The organism is Ruminiclostridium sufflavum DSM 19573 (genome assembly GCF_003208175.1).
GTDB classification, from domain to species: Bacteria; Bacillota; Clostridia; order Acetivibrionales; family DSM-1351; genus Ruminiclostridium; species Ruminiclostridium sufflavum.
In genome coordinates, this window is sequence record NZ_QKMR01000021.1 from 48273 (window position 1) to 67178 (window position 18906).

The 18906-nt window shown below is 39.0% G+C and carries 17 protein-coding genes; 13 read left to right on the plus strand and 4 right to left on the minus strand.

Annotated elements, in window-relative coordinates; genetic code table 11:
* Window positions 1-35 precede the first annotated feature (35 nt).
* The 13 genes from pgk (at window position 36) to rnr (ending at window position 15524) form a co-directional block, all read left to right on the plus strand.
* Window positions 36-1220 (plus strand): phosphoglycerate kinase, encoded by a 1185-nt coding sequence (gene pgk / locus LY28_RS15155; RefSeq protein ID WP_207658120.1) that lies wholly within the window; start codon window positions 36-38, stop codon window positions 1218-1220.
* 76 nt (window positions 1221-1296) lie between these two features.
* Window positions 1297-2049: a triose-phosphate isomerase gene (gene tpiA, locus LY28_RS15160; RefSeq protein WP_110463023.1), complete on the plus strand. Its 753-nt coding sequence runs from the start codon at window positions 1297-1299 to the stop codon at window positions 2047-2049.
* 249 nt (window positions 2050-2298) lie between these two features.
* Window positions 2299-3834 (plus strand): 2,3-bisphosphoglycerate-independent phosphoglycerate mutase, encoded by a 1536-nt coding sequence (gene gpmI / locus LY28_RS15165; protein ID WP_110463024.1) that lies wholly within the window; start codon window positions 2299-2301, stop codon window positions 3832-3834.
* A 161-nt stretch (window positions 3835-3995) separates the two neighbouring features.
* A complete protein-coding gene (locus LY28_RS15170) occupies window positions 3996-5036 on the plus strand; it encodes a hypothetical protein (protein WP_110463025.1) in 1041 nt (346 codons plus the stop codon).
* Window positions 5023-5223, plus strand: coding sequence for a hypothetical protein (locus LY28_RS15175; RefSeq protein ID WP_110463026.1), 201 nt, complete (start codon window positions 5023-5025; stop codon window positions 5221-5223). The genes LY28_RS15170 and LY28_RS15175 overlap by 14 nt, the downstream gene beginning before the upstream one ends.
* Before the next feature lie 372 nt (window positions 5224-5595).
* The gene (gene eno, locus LY28_RS15180; protein ID WP_110463027.1) at window positions 5596-6894 is read left to right on the plus strand and encodes a phosphopyruvate hydratase; all 1299 of its coding nucleotides are present in this window, start codon (window positions 5596-5598) and stop codon (window positions 6892-6894) included.
* 323 nt (window positions 6895-7217) lie between these two features.
* Window positions 7218-7463, plus strand: a complete 246-nt coding sequence (secG, locus tag LY28_RS15185) for a preprotein translocase subunit SecG (RefSeq protein ID WP_110463028.1) — start codon at window positions 7218-7220, stop codon at window positions 7461-7463.
* 172 nt (window positions 7464-7635) lie between these two features.
* The gene (locus tag LY28_RS15190; RefSeq protein ID WP_133250200.1) at window positions 7636-8205 is read left to right on the plus strand and encodes an HDIG domain-containing metalloprotein; all 570 of its coding nucleotides are present in this window, start codon (window positions 7636-7638) and stop codon (window positions 8203-8205) included.
* Window positions 8206-8408: 203 nt separating this feature from the next.
* Window positions 8409-9305: a polysaccharide deacetylase family protein gene (locus LY28_RS15195; protein ID WP_110463030.1), complete on the plus strand. Its 897-nt coding sequence runs from the start codon at window positions 8409-8411 to the stop codon at window positions 9303-9305.
* Between the two features lie 147 nt (window positions 9306-9452).
* Window positions 9453-10148, plus strand: a complete 696-nt coding sequence (locus tag LY28_RS15200) for a response regulator transcription factor (RefSeq protein WP_110463031.1) — start codon at window positions 9453-9455, stop codon at window positions 10146-10148.
* Window positions 10149-11591 (plus strand): HAMP domain-containing sensor histidine kinase, encoded by a 1443-nt coding sequence (locus LY28_RS15205; protein ID WP_110463032.1) that lies wholly within the window; start codon window positions 10149-10151, stop codon window positions 11589-11591.
* The gene (locus tag LY28_RS15210; RefSeq protein WP_110463033.1) at window positions 11575-13056 is read left to right on the plus strand and encodes a hypothetical protein; all 1482 of its coding nucleotides are present in this window, start codon (window positions 11575-11577) and stop codon (window positions 13054-13056) included. Before LY28_RS15205 ends, LY28_RS15210 begins: the two co-directional genes overlap by 17 nt.
* A 128-nt stretch (window positions 13057-13184) precedes the next feature.
* A complete protein-coding gene (gene rnr, locus LY28_RS15215; RefSeq protein ID WP_110463034.1) occupies window positions 13185-15524 on the plus strand; it encodes a ribonuclease R in 2340 nt (779 codons plus the stop codon).
* 86 nt (window positions 15525-15610) lie between these two features.
* Here rnr and LY28_RS15220 read toward each other — a convergent pair whose 3' ends face one another.
* The 4 genes from LY28_RS15220 to LY28_RS15235 form a co-directional block, all read right to left on the minus strand.
* Window positions 15611-15838: an HPr family phosphocarrier protein gene (locus LY28_RS15220; RefSeq protein WP_110463035.1), complete on the minus strand. Its 228-nt coding sequence runs from the start codon at window positions 15836-15838 to the stop codon at window positions 15611-15613.
* Between the two features lie 282 nt (window positions 15839-16120).
* Complete coding sequence (locus tag LY28_RS15225; protein ID WP_110463036.1) at window positions 16121-16597, minus strand: hypothetical protein; 477 nt, start codon at window positions 16595-16597, stop codon at window positions 16121-16123.
* 13 nt (window positions 16598-16610) lie between these two features.
* On the minus strand, window positions 16611-17378 hold the full coding sequence (locus LY28_RS15230; RefSeq protein ID WP_165835598.1) for an HAD-IIB family hydrolase: 768 nt from the start codon (window positions 17376-17378) through the stop codon (window positions 16611-16613).
* A 1-nt stretch (window position 17379) separates the two neighbouring features.
* The gene (locus tag LY28_RS15235) at window positions 17380-18894 is read right to left on the minus strand and encodes an FGGY-family carbohydrate kinase (protein ID WP_110463038.1); all 1515 of its coding nucleotides are present in this window, start codon (window positions 18892-18894) and stop codon (window positions 17380-17382) included.
* Between the last annotated feature and the right edge of the window lie 12 nt (window positions 18895-18906).

The following is an 18906-nucleotide window of genomic DNA, read 5'->3' on the forward strand; positions in this document are numbered from 1 at the left end:
ATTTAATAAATAAAATATATAGGAGTGTGAAGTTGATGAATAAAAAGACAATTGAAGACATTGACGTTGCAGGTAAAAAAGTAATAGTTAGAGTTGATTTTAATGTACCATTGGATGCAAATGGAAAAATAACTGACGACAAGAGAATAGTCGGAGCACTTCCTACTATTAAGTATTTGGTTGACAAGGGTGCAAAGACTATCCTTGTTTCACATTTAGGAAGACCAAAGGACGGTTTTGAGGACAAATTCAGCATGAAGCCTACAGCTGTCAGATTGGGCGAATTGCTTGGCAAGAATGTAATTATGGCAAAGGATGTTATTGGAGAGGATGCAAAAGCCAAGGCTGCTGCTTTGCAGTCAGGCGAAGTTCTTATGCTTGAGAATGTAAGATTCCATAAGGAAGAAACTAAAAATAACCCTGATTTTGCAAAAGAATTGGCAAGCATGGCTGAAATATTCGTGAATGATGCATTCGGTACAGCTCACAGAGCCCATGCTTCAACAGCTGGATTGGCTGATTATTTGCCGGCTGTTTGCGGATTCCTTATAAAGAAGGAAATCGAAATAATGGGGAAAGCACTTGCAAATCCGGCCAGGCCTTTTGTTGCAATATTAGGCGGTGCAAAGGTTTCCGATAAAATAGCAGTTATTGAAAACTTAATTGATAAGGTGGATACCTTGATAGTAGGCGGAGGTATGGCGTATACCTTCCTGAAGGCTAAGGGCTATAATATCGGAACTTCAATTTGCGAGGAAGACAAGATAGAGCTGGCAAAGAGCCTGATGGAAAAAGCAGCGGCAAAGGGTGTGGATTTACTGCTTCCTGTAGACAATGCAATTGCTAAGGAATTTAATAACGATTCCGAAAAGAAGATTGTTGCATCAAATGAAATGCTTGACGGATGGATGGGTATGGATATCGGCCCTGCAACTATTGAAAAGTATGCAGGTACTATAAAGAATGCAAAAACTGTTATTTGGAACGGGCCTATGGGAGTTTTTGAATTCTCTAATTTTGCAACAGGTACAAAGGAAGTTGCAAAGGCTTTGGCGGAATCAGGCTCAATTTCCATAGTCGGAGGCGGAGATTCGGCTGCGGCAGTTGAACAATTGGGATTTGCCGATAAAATCACTCATATTTCAACCGGCGGAGGAGCTTCATTAGAATTCTTAGAAGGAAAGGTTCTTCCGGGTATAGATGTTCTTATGAGTAAATAGTATAAAACTTTTTGAGCAGATATCTTCGAAGAATACTGTAGAAAAAGCTAATTAATATAAAAGGAGTAATATTAAAATGAGTAAAAGAAGAACTATTGCGGCAGGTAATTGGAAAATGAACAAAACTGCATCAGAGGCGGTTGAATTTGTAAATGCGTTAAAGGCAAAGGTTGCAGATACTGCATCAGAAGTAGTTGTTGGTGTTCCGTTTGTGTGCCTGCCAGGAGTTGTGGCAGCGGCAAAGGGTTCAAATATAAAGGTTGCGGCACAGAATATGCATTGGGAAGAGAGCGGAGCATTTACCGGTGAGGTTTCAGGACAAATGCTTGCAGATTTGGGCGTTGACTATGTAATAATCGGACACTCTGAGAGAAGAGAGTATTTCGGAGAAACAAATGAAACAGTTAATAAAAAGGCTCATGCTGTATTCAAGCATGGAATGACTCCCATCATATGCTGCGGTGAAACATTAACGCAAAGAGAGCAGGGAGTTACTGCGGATCACGTTAGGTATCAGATCAAGGTTGCACTACTTGGTCTTACAGCTGAACAGGTTAAGCAGGCTGTAATTGCATATGAACCAATCTGGGCTATCGGAACAGGGAAAACTGCTACTAACGAGCAGGCAAATGAGGTTTGTGCTATTATAAGAAATACTGTAAAGGAGCTTTACGGGGAGGAAGTATCAAATGCTGCAAGAATTCAATACGGCGGAAGCGTAAATGCTAAAAATGCAGCAGACCTGTTTGCTATGTCGGATATTGACGGCGGTTTGGTTGGCGGAGCAAGCCTTAAGGTTGATGATTTCACAGTTATAGCTAAGGCATAATAAAGAGTATAAATCTCCGGGAGATTTATACTCTCTTGGAAATTTTAAAAATCGAAATTTCTCAGAGATTTTATAATAACATAAGCAATGGCAGCTTGCGTTGTTTGTCAAGGTGAGATTTTACTAAAATAAGAATTAATTATATGTTGAATATATTGACCCTCCGGCAGACTCTGGGGGGTCAACTTGTATATTTGCTTTTAAAGTGTGCTTATAGGACAAGTGATGTCAATTATGAAGGAGAAAAATATGGATAAAAAATTAGTAATGTTAATGATTCTCGATGGCTTCGGAAATAATCCCAAGACCGAAGGGAATGCTATTTATGCGGCAAATAAACCAAATCTTGATAGCTATATGGCAAAGTACCCTAATACAATTGTTCATACAAGCGGTATGGACGTGGGGCTTCCGGACGGACAGATGGGAAATTCCGAGGTGGGGCATACAAATATAGGTGCGGGAAGAATAGTTTATCAGGAGTTGACCAGAATAACCAAGTCTATTATAGATGGAGATTTTTTTGCAAAAGAGGAATTCTTAAAAGCAGTTGAAAACTGTAAGAAAAATAATTCAAAGCTTCATTTAATCGGACTTTTATCTGGCGGGGGAGTACACAGCCATAATACACATTTGTATGCCTTGGTTGAAATGGCAAAGAGACATGGCTTGAAGGATGTATTTGTCCATTGCTTTTTTGATGGCAGAGATGTTCCGCCTGATAGCTCTAAGATGTATACCGAAGAATTAGAGGCAAAGCTTGCTGAAATTGGGGTTGGAAAGATTGCATCGGTAATGGGCCGGTATTATGCTATGGATAGAGATAACCGCTGGGAAAGGGTGCAGCTTGCTTATGATGTGATGGTGCTTGGAAAGGGCCTTGCTGCAAATTCAGCAGTAGAAGCAGTAGAGGCATCTTTTGCCCGTGAAGAGTATGACGAGTTTGTTAAGCCTACTGCTGTTCTTGAAAACGGAAAGCCTGTCGCTGCAATAAGTGCAAACGATTCAATTATATTCTTTAATTTCAGGCCTGATAGAGCAAGAGAAATAACAAGAACATTTGTGGATCCTGAATTTAAAGGTTTTGAGAGAGCAAAGGGCTTCTTCCCTTTACATTTTGTTTGCATGACCCAGTATGATAAGTCAATGCCGAATGTATCGGTTGCCTTTAAGCCTCAGACCTTGGAAAATACTTTTGGAGAATATATCAGCAAGCTTGGTTACAGGCAGTTGAGAATTGCTGAAACAGAGAAGTATGCTCATGTAACCTTCTTCTTTAATGGTGGAGTTGAAGCTCAGTATGAAGGTGAGGACAGAGCCTTGATCCCTTCGCCGAAGGTTGCTACTTATGACCTCAAGCCTGAAATGAGTGCTTATGAGGTTGCTGAAGAGGCTGTAAAGAGAATAAATTCAAAGGAATATGATGTAATTATATTAAACTTTGCAAACTGCGATATGGTTGGACATACCGGAGTTTTTGAAGCGGCAAAGACAGCCGTGGAAGCAGTTGATGAATGCGTAGGCAAGGTAATCGAGGCTGTATCGGCTCAGGGAGGAGTAGCTTTTATAACCGCTGACCATGGAAATGCAGAGCAGATGATAGATTATGAAAATGGAGGAGCCTTTACAGCTCACACTACGAATGTAGTCCCGCTGATTGGAATAGGCTTGGGCAATTCCGGGTTAAAGGAAGGAAAGCTTGCAGACTTGGCTCCTACCATGCTGGATATAATGGGTGTGGAAAAACCTGCGGAAATGACAGGAAGCTCACTGCTAAAAAAATAAATCGTAGGTGTTTTTATATTCCTCAAACACAGGCTATAAGTAAAACAGCCATCTTGTTCAGAGCTTGAGCAGGGTGGCTGTTTATTTCCTTAAAAAAGGATTAAAAATACATTTATAGAATTAACTGGTATAAAGGCGCGATACGGGAGGATAGGCATATAATGAAAAAACCTTCAAGATTTATATTACATATTAAGCGGATATCCAGAAAATATAAAAAGCTTGGAAATCTTATTGTGTATATTTATAGGATTTTGAAATCTTCATATATAAGAACCTTCGTAAACTTTACCTTTACTACGGTATTGACTATTCAAATGAAATTGGCGGATTTCGAAACCTATAAATTAAATCAGGAGGAATTTTATCAGGATAAGTGGCATATACTAATAACATGTGTATTTATCGTGCTGTACAATTGGGCAACAATACTGATTGATAATTACCAGAAATACCAGGAAAAGATTATTAAATGTGTAAAGGAAATTGTGAACAGGGAAACAGTAATAAATGATACAATCGGTAAAAAGCTGTATGAAATTACAAAATGTATTTCTGCAAAATCCAGCTCCATTCCTGTGAAATCTGATTTCGTGAATTTCAGCTATCAGGACGTGGCGGCTCTGGTGTGCCACAATATTTATGATGCTATTAAGGTGTCTACAGAAAAGGATTCCCATCAGGTTTCTTTAATGCAGCGGTTTAAAGAGAAAAAAACAGGGGTAGAATATATAAAGATGATTAGCTATGGAAATGCCAATCAAATAACACCGAGTATATTTGATAAACATTTTTATCTTGACTATGACCAGAATTATTTTCATGTGAAAATATTTAATGAAAACCAAAATAATATTTTCATATTAAAAAACGCCGAAGAAATAAAAAAACATTTTGTATACGGAAAGAGATCAAATGAGGATGAAATTGTACAATACATAGCAATACCTGTGGTATGCGAAAACGAAGGCATAGTATCGCTGCTGCAAATAGAAATAAAGGAAAACATGCTTATTGGACGGACGAAAGAGGAAATAAGAGAATTCGTTAAGCCATTTATGGCATATATACATGTGCTTACCGTAAGCTATTATCAAGAAGAGCTATTTAAGGTATTAGCTAAAAAATTTGATATTTTGAAAAAAAGCAAAGACAGAAAAAAAAGCTTTATAGAAGGGATGAGCAAATATGAACAGCATTAGGGGGAAATTAATACTTATACAACCCCAAAAGAATATTGAGTTTAAATATGCCGAGCTGAATTTTATTCCTGAGGACACCGATTTTATTCAGGATCATAGGACATTTGAAGATAGAAGACAGCAGCTGATAGATGAATATGAAAAAGAACTGCGGAATTTCAGAAATAATACTATGAGGATTATATAGGAAGAGATACTTGTTAAAAGCTCTCGGGATAATATCTGAGAGCATGCTTTTATACGGTTTTTGCAGTACCTGTATGTAATTGACTAAATTGCATATAATATAATAGCATTAATAATGGCCGATTATCGCTGCGTTATAAAAATAGTGATATTTATAAATATATATTGGCAAAATATAAATGTTATAATATTATAATAGTTAATTACTATTGCCTGAAAAACGGCATACATTGTTTTTTAGGTGAACTGAGCTTTTAAGCGGACTGCTTTATGCAGTTTGGGCTTGACAATACAAATAAAATCAGAAGCTATTTACAAAGACCATATTGTAATGATATTCTGAAAACGAAAAATACCTTGAAGGGAGAAGCAGATGAAACAATATATTCCGATTGAAAGTGTTTTTGCAAGAGAAATACTTGATTCCAGAGGAAATCCGACTGTTGAGGTTGAAGTTATAGCAGAGGGCGGTTACGTTGGACGAGCATCAGTACCGTCGGGCGCATCAACAGGTGCTTTTGAAGCAATTGAATTAAGAGATGAAAATAACGACAGATATATGGGAAAGGGTGTTGAAACTGCGGTTGGGAATGTAAATAATGTTATTGCGCCTGAGGTAGAAGGAATGAATTTATTTGATCAGGTTGCCATAGACAGGCTTATGATAGAGCTGGACGGAACTCCGAATAAGGAAAGACTGGGTGCAAATGCAATACTCGGAGTTTCCCTCGCAGTTGCAAAGGCGGCAGCTGAGGCACTGGGTCTTGGGCTTTATCAATATATCGGCGGTACAAATTCCAAGACACTGCCGGTTCCGATGATGAATATAATCAACGGAGGCAAGCATGCCGACAATAGCGTTAATATACAAGAATTTATGATTATGCCTGTAGGTGCGGACAGCTTTAAAGAGGCGCTTAGAATGTGCGCCGAGGTATTTCATAATCTGAAAAAGGTACTGCAAAGTAAAGGATTAAGTACCGCTGTCGGAGATGAGGGCGGTTTTGCACCTAATTTAGAAACTGATGAACAGGCAATAAAAGTTATTATAGAAGCTATAACAAAGGCAGGCTACAAGCCGGGTGATGATTTCAGGATAGCGATTGATGCTGCCGCAACCGAAATGTATCAGGAGGATGGTTCTTATTTCTTCTGGAAGACCGGTATCAAAAAAACAAAAGAGGAAATGGTTGAATATTGGGCTGACTTAGCGGAGAGATATCCTATTATATCACTTGAGGACGGAGTGGCAGAAGAGGATTGGGAAGGCTGGAAGCTGCTGACCGAAAGGCTTGGCAAAGATATTCAGCTTGTAGGTGATGATTTGTTTGTAACAAATACCAGAAGACTTGAAAAAGGAATTAAAATGGGAGTTGCAAACTCTATTCTCATAAAGGTCAACCAAATAGGAACCTTAACAGAGACCTTAGATGCCATTCAGATGGCAAACAGAGCAGGATATACTGCCGTTACCTCACATAGGTCGGGTGAAACCGAGGATGCAACTATTGCGGATATTGCAGTAGCTACAAATTCAGGACAGATTAAGACTGGTGCTCCTTCAAGAACAGACAGGGTAGCCAAGTATAACCAATTGCTCAGAATAGAAGAAGAGTTAGGTGAAGTTGCCGAATTCCCGGGAATTAAAGCATGGTTTAATCTTAAGCATTGATAATCTTAATGCTAATATTAAATATATATTTCCCGAAAAGTAAATTTTATATAAAATGCATAAAAAACAGGTCGATAGGCTTGTTTTTTGTGTATTTATATGCTACAATTTTACCAAAGTCAATTACGATTGAAAGTCTTCGCGACGATGGAGTATCGTCTTTTTAGGTGAGCATTTCTTTCAAGCTGGCTTACAACGCAGCTTGGGCTTTATACTTCAGGAGGTTAGCCTCAAAATCCAAGCTATATCGTCCCATGTAATTGAGGCGGTATAATCGGAAACGATAGTAGTTGACTTTGTCTATTTTAGGAGGTGTTTTTATTTTGGTAACTGCAAAGTGGATTGTTAATATAGTACACATTCTTCTTGCTCTTTCGCTTATAGTAATTGTTTTACTTCAGTCCGGAAAGCAAGCCGGTTTATCTGGTTCTATCGCAGGCGGAGCTGAGACTTTCTTTGGAAAAAATAAGGGCCGAACAGTTGACGCATTACTTTCAAAGTACACCGCTGTTGCTGCAATTGCATTTTTGGCAACTTCAGTCGCTCTCTTCATTTTAATGGAGTATTAAGATTACTTGGCAAGTTTTTAGAAATGTGAGCCCAGGAGTACTCAACGTGCACTTGGGCTTTTTGTTGCAGGTTATTGTATTACCAGCCAATTGAGTGAAAGCCTTTAAGCCGGCTTTTAATGGGATTGGATTTGAATTTGATATAGGCGGACAGTTCAAGGGAGGAAACATTATGACCAGGGATGAAGCTCTCGAAGAATTGAAAATCAGGCTATCCGACGGGTATATGCTTCAGCATTCGATAGTTTCCGAGGCAATAATGAAGCAATTTGCATTATATTTTAATGATGACATTGATATTTGGGCAATGGCAGGTTTATTGCATGATATTGATTATGAGAGAACAATTGACAACCCTGTATTACATGGTGCTGTTGCGGCTGACATTCTTGAAAATTTGAACTTGGACAGAACTATTATATATTCTGTGCAGGCACATAACGATTTACAGGAGCTGCCGCGAAACAGGAAAATGGATAAGGTTTTGTATTTAACTGATTTTTTTACTGATTATATTATAGAATGTGCATACAGACTTCCGAACAGAAAAATATCTGATGTTTCAGCGGAGGCTGTTTATAAAATGGTGTGCGAGGGGACCCGGTCCGGAGCTTGGAGCTGTAATATCACATATATGCAGGAGCTTGGCCTTACTGCTGAAAAGTTCATTGAAACAGCAATAAGAGCTGTGCAGGAAATATCAAAGGAATATATTTATGCCCGGCAAAGAACTGAAATTTGATTAGCAGCTGTAAATGGTTTTTTATAAAATTTATCAAAGACTAAAAAGTTACTATGTTGTAACTTTTTTTTTGCTTTTTTGTAACCTCTTATTTTATCGAAAATTGTACAATTATCATAAAATTGATTGCGGCATACACGCTTGCAAAAATCTGCAATTGAAAAAGATGGTAACGCAAAAAGAGAGGCAATAGGTGAACATTCATGAAAAAATACTTAGTTCTGATTACGGCAGTTTTAATGATTATGGGGTTTATTTCAATATTTTATGTAAAGGGTGTGGAAAGTTATAAATTGAATAAAGGGTATATTAACTCGGAAGCAAATCCGGAAGTTATTTATAAATCAGGTCCGGCTCAGAAAGAGACGGCTGGGGCGAGCACCAAAAAGGAAAATACGGCGGCTAATGAAACTAAAGATAATGAAGGCAATTTGGGAGCAGCAGAAAGTTCGGCTGGGGATCCGGATTCTGAAGCAAAGAGGCAAATAGACCCGAATAAGCCCATGGTGGCACTGACTTTTGACGATGGACCTCATTATGAGAATACTGATAATATATTGGATTCCTTGAAAAAGTATAACGGTGCGGCTACATTTTTTGTATTGGGCAGCAGAGCAGAAAAGAATAAGGAAGTAATTAAGCGTATTGTCGAAGAGGGCAATCAAATAGGAAATCATACATATGACCATAAGCAGCTGACAAAGCTGAGCAGTACGGAAATAACGGAGGAATTGACAAGGACTTCGGATATAATACAGGATATAGCCAATATAAGGCCAGGCTTGATCAGACCTACATATGGCAGTGTCAATGATAATGTCAGAAATTATTCCAAGGAGCCTCTTATATTATGGTCGATTGATACGTTGGACTGGAAAACCAAGGATAAAACCAAAATAGTTAATGAGGCATTAAAAAATGTAAAAGACGGGGATATTATTTTGATGCACGATATATATAAAACCACAGCGATGGCGGCTGAGGTTATAATAAAGGAGCTGGATTCCAAAGGATATCAGCTGGTAACGATAGATGAGCTTTTTAAAGCAAGAGGGAAGGAACTGGAAAATGGAAAGGTTTACTCAAATGCTTATAAATAACAGCACAAATATTAAGCCGGCTTATACATAAAATACTGAAGCATACTTTATCGGATTACTTGGTAAAACATAAATACAAAGGTATAATATATTATATGCAGGAGATATAATGTATATTAAAAATACATAAAGCAAAAGGATAAATTTATGGATAATAAGATTCTGATAATAGAAGATGAGGACAGTATAAGAGGTTTTTTAAAAATAAATTATAAAAAGCATAATTTTATTGTCATTGAAGCAGCGACAGGAGAAGAGGGGATTGCCAAAGCCAGAATTGAAAATCCGGAAATTGTACTATTGGATATTATGCTTCCGGGCATTGATGGCTTTCAGGTTTGCGAGATCTTGAGAAAAGAGTTTTCTCATATGGGAATAATAATGCTTACTGCGAAGGGACAGGATATTGATAAGATTAAAGGCTTGGAAAACGGTGCGGATGACTATGTTCTCAAGCCTTTTAATACAATGGAATTAATCCTGCGCACAAATTCATTGCTCAGGAGGCTTGGACAGAAGGATTCGGGAGAAAGAAATGACACCATAGACAGTGAGGTTTTCCAGCTTGATTATTATTCACAAAGAGTTTACAAGCATGGCAGGGAAATTTTGCTGACACCGAAGGAATTTCTCTTGTTGAAATTATTCCTTCAAAATCAAAATAAGGCTTTTACAAGAGACGAGCTTTTGGATAAGGTATGGGGATATGATTTTGCAGGAGACACAAAGATAGTGGATGTGAATATCAGGAGGCTCAGGAGCAAAATTGAGGACAAAAACTCGCAGACAATGTATATTGAGACAGTTTGGGGCACCGGTTACAGATGGAGAAAGGAAAATTAAATGATCTTCACAAAACGGAATAAGGAAAATGCTCCTCCAAAAAGCATTAGAACCAGATTGATTTCAAACTTTATAATTGTCATACTTATCAGTGTATTGGTATTTGAAGCAATGCTGATGTATTTCACGAGGTTTTACTTTTATAATAATGTGGAAAGCATTTTGACAAATCAAATCAGGACAACGGCTGATTTTTATACTCAATACTATTCAAATGTGCCGCTGGACATTAATATAGTCGACAATGCCGAAATATTCTGGAAGCAGACAAAAGCGGAGGTTCAAATTGTCAAATTCTCAGGAGAGGTAATACTTGATTCTGAGGGAATTATTCATAAAGACTTGCTGAAAAGCGATGACTTTAAAGATGCGTTAAAAAACAAAAAAGGGGTTTGGAAAGGCATAAGGGAGAGCAGTGGAGAGCGCATTATGGCGGTATCCTATCAATTGAAATCAGATACGGGAGCGGTTGGGGTTTTACGGTTTGTAACCTCCTTGGATGAAATTGATTCAATTATTATGTATATTTCCTTGATATTTATTTGCATAGGTGTTTTTGTAATTCTTATTGCTGTCATAATGAGCATTTTACTGGCTCACAGTATTGTCCAGCCATTGAAAAGTGTAATGGGAGCGGCTGAATTAATGGCATCAGGAGATTTAAAAGTACGGGTTCACAAGGACAGAAATGATGAAATAGGAAAGCTTGCAGACACATTAAACTATATGGCCAAGGAAATACTGAACAGGGATAACGTCAAAAATGATTTTATATCTATGGTATCCCATGAGCTGAGAACCCCGCTGACCTCAATAAAGGGGTGGGCGGATACTATAATTGATGACGGCTTTAATGATAAAGAAATTCTTAATGATGGAATGAATATAATTACGAAGGAATGCGGCAGACTTGCAAAGATGGTTGAGGATTTGCTGGATTTTTCCCGTTTTATTTCGGGCAAGGATGAGTTGAAAAAGGAAAGAACTGATATTTCAGCTATCGTTGATTATGTCAAAAAGCAGATGAGTAAAAGAGCAGCAAAGGAGAAAATAAGCTTTAGTGCGGTTTATGACAATTTACCTGCAATATTTTTGGACAGAGATAAAATAAAACAGGTTCTCATAAATCTGATAGGAAATTCGCTGCAGTTTACTCAGCCGGGAGGAAAAGTTCTGCTTAGGGTTTTTGAGGAGAAAAACAGTCTGGTTTTTCAGGTTGAAGACAATGGGTGCGGAATAAGTGATGAGGAGCTGCCTATGGTCAGGGAAAAATTCTTTAAGGGAAAAAACAGCAAATCCCAGACAGGGCTTGGACTTGCAATATGCGATGAGATTATCAGGATGCACAACGGAAGCCTAAGTATAAAAAGTGAATTAAATGAAGGAACAGTAGTGGAAGTCAGACTTCCGTATGACAGAGGTGAATATGAAACAAAAATTTAAAAAGCTGTATTTGCTGCTGACAGGCGTGATTTTTTTATCCGTATTATTATCGGGGTGTTCAAGCTTGGAATTTAACATAGAGGAAACCATAAAACCGCCTGATAACGGGAATGTTGCTATTCAGGGTACATGGAGAATTGATAAGTATATATCAATTTTAAAGGGTCAAGGTGCTCTTGATGAAGATGAAGAAAGCAATAAAAATAAGTATATCGGCAAAGAGGCGGTATTTGACAATGAAATTGGTGTAATAGGAATAGACGTATGTACAAATCCTGATTACAAAATAATCAGAACATCCGCCGACAGCTTTCTTAAAAGTACGTATCAGACTAATTGCAAGAGCTTGGGAATTAAAAAGGAAAAGGTTAATGTTGTCACTATATCAACTGCAAATAAGTTTTTTAACCAGCTTATTGTTACTGACGATATGACAGCCTATGTATATCTGGAAAATGGATTTTTGGTTATGAAGAAAATATCTGATCTTGCGGACGAAAAAATAAAAAAAAGCAGTGTGGGAAAAGCGGAGGCAAATAACAGCAATGAGGAATTTGAGGAGGATCCGTTGCTGAGATCCGGAGTGCTGATGGGTATAAGGTCTGCGGATAATACATGCTGTACCATATGGATATATTCCAAAAACAGAGAAATAAAAGCGGTCAGCTACAGAGAGCAGCTTATGGTGCCCAGAGCCTACGGTTTCTGGGAGGCAGGAGTTATTCAGAATATGAATCAGAGCATATATGCCGAAGCCTTTGTAAATTCACATTTACAGGCTATACCCAGAAGCGGAAGCAAGGATAATATACTTTCAGATAAACCGGGGGCAAAAATTTTGTTTGTCGGTAATGACTATATAGGTGTTGAGTACAATTCAAAGCTTAGTGTTATGCCTATGGACAATATAGGCGGGGGGAATTCGGTTTCGATTTCGGATGTTATTCTGGACAGTTCCTTTAATGTTTCAAATGAATTCACTCAATCCCGGCAGGCTTATATTTCCTCCCTTGACAGCGGCAAGCTGAAAAATATTATAGGTGAGCCGGATGAAAAGAATTATACCCTGAAAAGGCGTAACGGACACTGGATTTTGAAGAGCAGATTGTACTTCAAGGAGGATTATGACGGTAAGAAATATGAGGATTTCGATTTGAATTTAGTGGTGCCGTCAACACTGATACATTATGATGAGATGGACATTCCCTGGAATAATATAAAGTCCAAGCTGCCTTGGACAACAGATGCTTACATGTCACCCAATAAGGATATCGCAATCCTTGTTTCACGCGACAGTCTGAATATTTATCCTGTCCAGAAGAGGAATATCATTAATAAGCAGCTTATGAAGATACCGTTGTCGGAGGGGGATTCTGTTGTCATGGCTGAATGGTCCGTGGGAAAGTATGCGGACATATGGGCAAGATTTGTTGATGGGATATTTACAGATATACAGGATAATTAAGCGAATTATTAATAGAAATAATTGTAATAATAGTTATAATGGAATAATATTAGATAAGCGGCAATTAAAAAACGGATTAGTTGAAAAAATCTTTGATGCTATTACTAAACTGAAAGGCAGATAAAAGAATGGTGGATTTAGAGGCTAGAAAAGAGAAAATAGTAGGATTTATGACAGAGGAGGCATACAAGCCTCTTTTATTGAAGGAATTAAGATTGATATTGGGGGTGCCCTCCGGTGATTATGAAACTTTCAATCAGGTAATTGAAGAGCTGGAAAGCGAAGGAAGAATATATAAAACACGCGGAGACAGATATGGCATCCCTTCGAGATTAAATCTGGTTACGGGAAGAATTCAAGGGCATGAGCGGGGGTATGCTTTTCTCATTCCTGATGATGATATGCTGGAGGATATATTTATTCCTGCTGACAGCCTTGGCGGGGCTATGCACAATGACAGGGCGGTAGCCAGAGTGAATAAAAAGAGCTCCTCTGACAGAAGAATGGAAGGGGAGATCGTCAGGATACTTAAAAGGGCAAATGTTACGCTGGTAGGAACCTTTGAAAAGAGCATGAGCTTTGGATTTGTGGTTCCTGACAATAAAAGAATATCGGGAGATATCTTTGTATCCAAAAGCGGCTTCAACGGAGCCAAAAAGGGTCAGAAGGTGGTTGTTGAAATTGTCAAGTACCCTGAGCAAAGAAGAAACGCAGAAGGGAAAGTAATAGAAATATTAGGCGATAAGGATGATTTGGGAACAGACATACTTTCAATTATTAAAACCTATAATTTGGAGGAAGATTTCTCCGAGGAGGTTGTAAAGCAGATTGAGAAGATACCGGATACTGTATCGGAGGATATGATTAAGGGAAGACGGGATTTGAGAAGCCTGAGGATGGTGACAATTGACGGAGAAGATGCAAAGGACCTTGATGACGCGGTATCCGTTGAAATGCTTGATAACGGCAATTATAGGCTGGGAGTTCATATTGCGGATGTTACCAACTATGTAACTGAAAATTCTCCTCTTGATATAGAGGCTTTGAGAAGAGGAACCAGCGTTTATTTAGTTGACAGGGTAATACCCATGCTGCCGAGAAAGCTTTCAAACGGAATATGCAGCTTAAATCCGCAGGTTGACAGACTCAGCTTTACAGTTATGATGGAGATTGATACGGCTGGAAGGATTGTTAGCCATGATATATTTGAAAGCGTAATAAATATTGATGAACGAATGACATATACAAATGTATACAAAATATTGGCGGATAAGGATGAGGAGCTTATTAAAAGGTATAAGCAGTTAGTTCCTGATTTCGCCCTTATGCACGAGCTTGCACTTATTCTGAGAAAGAACAGATTTAAAAGGGGCGCAATAGATTTTGATTTCCCGGAGGCAAAGATTATTCTTAACGACAAGGGTAAACCGGTTGAAATCAAGAAGTACGAAATAACAATTGCAAATCAGATTATAGAGGAGTTTATGCTGATATGCAATGAAACGGTTGCGGAACATTTTTACTGGACGAATACGCCTTTTGTCTATAGAATTCATGAGAACCCTGATGAGGAAAAAATAGCCGCACTTAATGAATTTGTTTATAATCTTGGGTATAGCATTAAGGGCATAAATAAAATTCATCCAAGAGCCTTGCAGGATTTGCTTGAGAAGGTGAAAGGGACAAAGCATGAAAGAATTATAAGCTCTGTTATGCTCAGGTCATTGCAGAAGGCAAAATACAGTGATGAAAGTGTAGGACATTTTGGCTTGGCGGCTAAATTTTACTGTCATTTTACTTCTCCTATCAGAAGATATCCTGATTTGATCATTCACAGGATAATGAAGCTGTATTTAAAAGGAGGTATGAGCGAGCAAAAGACAGAACAGCTTAATGGTATTTTATCTGAAATAGCAAAACAGTGTTCAGAGAGAGAGAGGATGGCTGAAGAGGCAGAAAGGGAAACAGAGGACCTGAAGAAGGTTGAGTATATGAAGTCCCATGAGGGCGAAATATTTGAGGGAATTATCTCTAATGTAACCAATTTCGGAATGTTTATAGAATTGGAAAACACAATTGAGGGTCTTGTCCGGATGAGCAGTATGGAAGACGATTATTACAACTACGATGACCGCCATTTCTGCCTTATTGGAGAGCGTACCCACAAAGTCTACAGAGTAGGTGATATTGTAAAGGTCTTACTGGCAAAGGCGGATGTATCTGCCAGAAAAATCGAATTTTTATTGGAGGAGTCCGATGAAAAGGAGGAGCCTGAAGATTTTGCACAGTATCCTGAAATTAACAAGACGAAAACCGTAAGAGGGCAGCAGGTCAGGGGCAAGGCAAAGGCAGATAGCAGTAAAGCTTATAAAAAACCTGCAAGGAAGAGAAAGGCTGTTGATAAGAAGGTATTAGAACAGATTTCAGGCAAGAGAAAAAGAAAAAAGAAGAAAAGCGATAAAATATAAATAAAGGTTTACGAGGAAGAGTTATTCCGATGTAGGCAAAACAAAAAGCGAGCGGTGTTAGCCTCTCGCTTTTCTGTCAAGCGCAGTTATATTATAAAACGCTTAATTTCTTCGCAGAAGTTTCCGCAATCTTCAACCTGAGTTTCCAGCTTAATAGGCTTGCTCAAATCAAGACTGAAAATACCCATAATTGACTTAGCGTCAACGATATAACGTCCTGATGACAAATCAACATCAAAGTCATATTTGTTCACAATATTAACGAAATCCTTTACGTCATTGATAGATTTTAAAGAAATGTCAAATGTTTTCATATCCATCCTCCTTAATATATAAAAAACAGTATTACTAAATTTATACTTTAATATTAACTGCTTTTTCTGGGATAGTCAATTGGAAAAGCAGCGGAGCATGTGCCATTTTAGGTGAAAGTGTCGTGAAAGCCTTGAAATGTAAGGGATTGCTGCAATATTGTGCATATTAAACAAACTTTTAACCATGTTTTCATTCAATAATATGGTGCATCAGTTCTGTACATTAAATAATAGCCTTGTTTAAGTCCGGAACAGCTAAACAAGGGGGGAGATATTCTGTTCTCAGGTTTTGTGAGAGCGTTTATATTCTGTTTCTGTCAATATACGCATGCCCCTGCTGGTGTAATAATCTTTAACCTTTGCTTTTAACATCACACTTGCCTGTTCGGAGATGTCCTCCCTGCGGTAAAAAATTTTAGGAATTTTCCGGCCGGGTTTGCAGCGCTGATAGTATCTCCTTATAAGAAGCACCGCAAGACGAAAAAGAGACACAGCTGCAACTATGGCGCAGAAAGCACCCAGAACTGAAAAAATCCCGTCACCTGCCACCTTGAACCAAAGAAGCTGCATACCGATAAAAAACCATACGCCGGAGAAATCGTGGGCGGTATGCTTGCTGATGCAATCTGTGCAAAGTGGTTGACTGGCCTTTTCATAATTTATTTTAGAGATATTGCCAATACTGCTTGCTTCATAATTTCCTACATATACTGAAGCGAGATTATCGGTTTCTTTTTTACATATAAAACAATTTCCCATTTCAGTCTCTCCTTTATATTAGATGAAGTTTTAAAAGCGCTGAAGCGACACCATCATGGTCTATTGTATCAGTGACGGCGTCAGCGGATTCCACAGCCAGTGTATGGGCATTTCCCATTGCAATGCCTGTTCCGCTTGCCCTCAGCATTCCCAAATCATTGATACCGTCACCGAAAGCAACACTTTTTTTTATGTCAGCTCCAAGATAAGACATTACATGCCGAAGAGCAGTTTCTTTCGTGTGTTTCTTTGATATAAACTCAACAAATGTCCCGCTTTCATTGGGGATGATATCAAACCTTTTCGAAAGAGGCTCGGATATTATCCCGTAATTCTGATATAATGCAGGATGTAATGTGAATTTCTGTATTTGCATATCTGACGAAATTTGGTTCGGAGCTGTAATTTCGGTTAATTCCCATGGTATTTTTCTTTCACCCGGAACTGTATATATTTTGTTTACGCCCTCAAGTATTCCTGTAATATTCTGCTCAAGCATCTGCCTGACTATACCGGTCAACAAAGCTGTCTCCAGCACTGCATTAAAAAGCACATTGCTGCCAAGCTCGATGCGTGAGCCTGCACCGCTTATAATTCCGTCAAAGCCTATGTCAAGAATAGAGGAGTATATGTCACATTTAGTTCTCGCAGTACATATAAAAAGCATATGCTTGTTTCTGCCCGCCTGCCGTAAGGCATCAATGACAGCCTTTGAGGGAGGGTTATCATTTTGTGCAAGAGTGCCGTCAATATCAAAAAACAAATAATGTCTGTTATCCATATCATTTAAACTCATGCATCAGGTCTTTGTTTCGATTATAAAGCTCGCTGAAAATCTGTTTTTGACGGCTGTAAATTATATGTGCCGCCATATTGGGTTCAATCACGAGATCAGGCTCTATCATTTTGGAAAGCTCCTCCCAGCTGCTGTATGCACCGCCAGAAAGCGCTGCCATTATTGCATCGCCGTAAGCCGCGCCAAAGGTGATTTTAGAGGTGTAAACCGTACGTCCTAAAATGTCTGCAACAGCCTGCAGCCATACCTTGTTCTTGGTACCTCCGCCCACTGCCATAATTTTTTTAACCGGAAGTGAGTTTTCTTCGAAAATGTCAAAATGCTGGGCAATAGTATAGCCTATTCCTTCAAGAGCAGCCTTATAGAGATGTGCCCGGGTATGGGAAAGTGTGAGTCCGAAAAACATGCCCTTTGCAAACGGGTCATTCAGTGGTGTGCGCTCGCCGGCAAAATAGGGAAGACATATAAGGCCTTCACTGCCCGCCGGAATTTTTTCGATATCTCCAGCCATTTCGGCATATGCATTTTTACCATTGCTTTGTTCGGATTCAATAAGCTCATGGTATAGCTCGTCACGGAACCAGCGTGTCAAGGTACCTGCTGTATTGGTGCCGGCACAGACAGCAAAGACCTCGGGAATTATAAATGTTCCGGGCCACATTCTGGGCTCTGTGATTAAGCGGTCGCATAGACAAATAAAATAACAGGAGGATCCCATCTGTATCATCACATCACCCGGGCAAAATACCCCCGTTGATACTGCCTCGGCACCGCTGTCTCCGGTACCGACAAGTACATCTGTGCCAAAGCTGAGGCCTGTCTGACGGGCAGCCTCTGCCGTCACTGTACCTGCGATATCTGTTGCTTGCTTAATGTCCGCAAGCTGATCAGGTCGGCAGAACATTGAGCAGAATTCATTGCTTATTGAGTTATCGCCGAGATTATAGAGAGGTGCAAAGTCCTCGGCAAGATATTTGTCAATTGTATATTTTCCTGTCAGCTTGGCACAAAGGTAAGAGGAGCCGGTAAGAAATTTTGCTGCCCTTTTATAAATTTCAGGAAGATTATTTTTTATCCATAGAATTTTAGGAGCAATATCCGAGGAACAGATTTCATGCCCGAAAATCTCCTTGACCCGGTTTCCGTAAAGCTTGTTTAAATAATCAATCTCATTTGCCGAGCGGCAGTCAATACCGTAAAGGATGGCATTTGTAAGAGGCTTTAAATTTTCATCAACCGGCAGGCAGTCACAGCCCAAAGCCGAAAGCCCGACGCAGCGGATAAGCTTTGGGTCAATGCCGCTTTCATTTATGAGCCGCTTTGAAAGCGTGCAAAAATCTCCCCACCAGGTTTTTTCCGCGTCATGCTCAAAATAGCCCGGTTTGGGATTGATGAGCTCATGCTTTTCAAAGGAAAACGATACCACCCTGCAATCGCTTCCTATTATGACTCCCTTTGATTCATAGGTGCCAATGTCAATACCCATAAAATATTGTTTCATTATACTACTCTC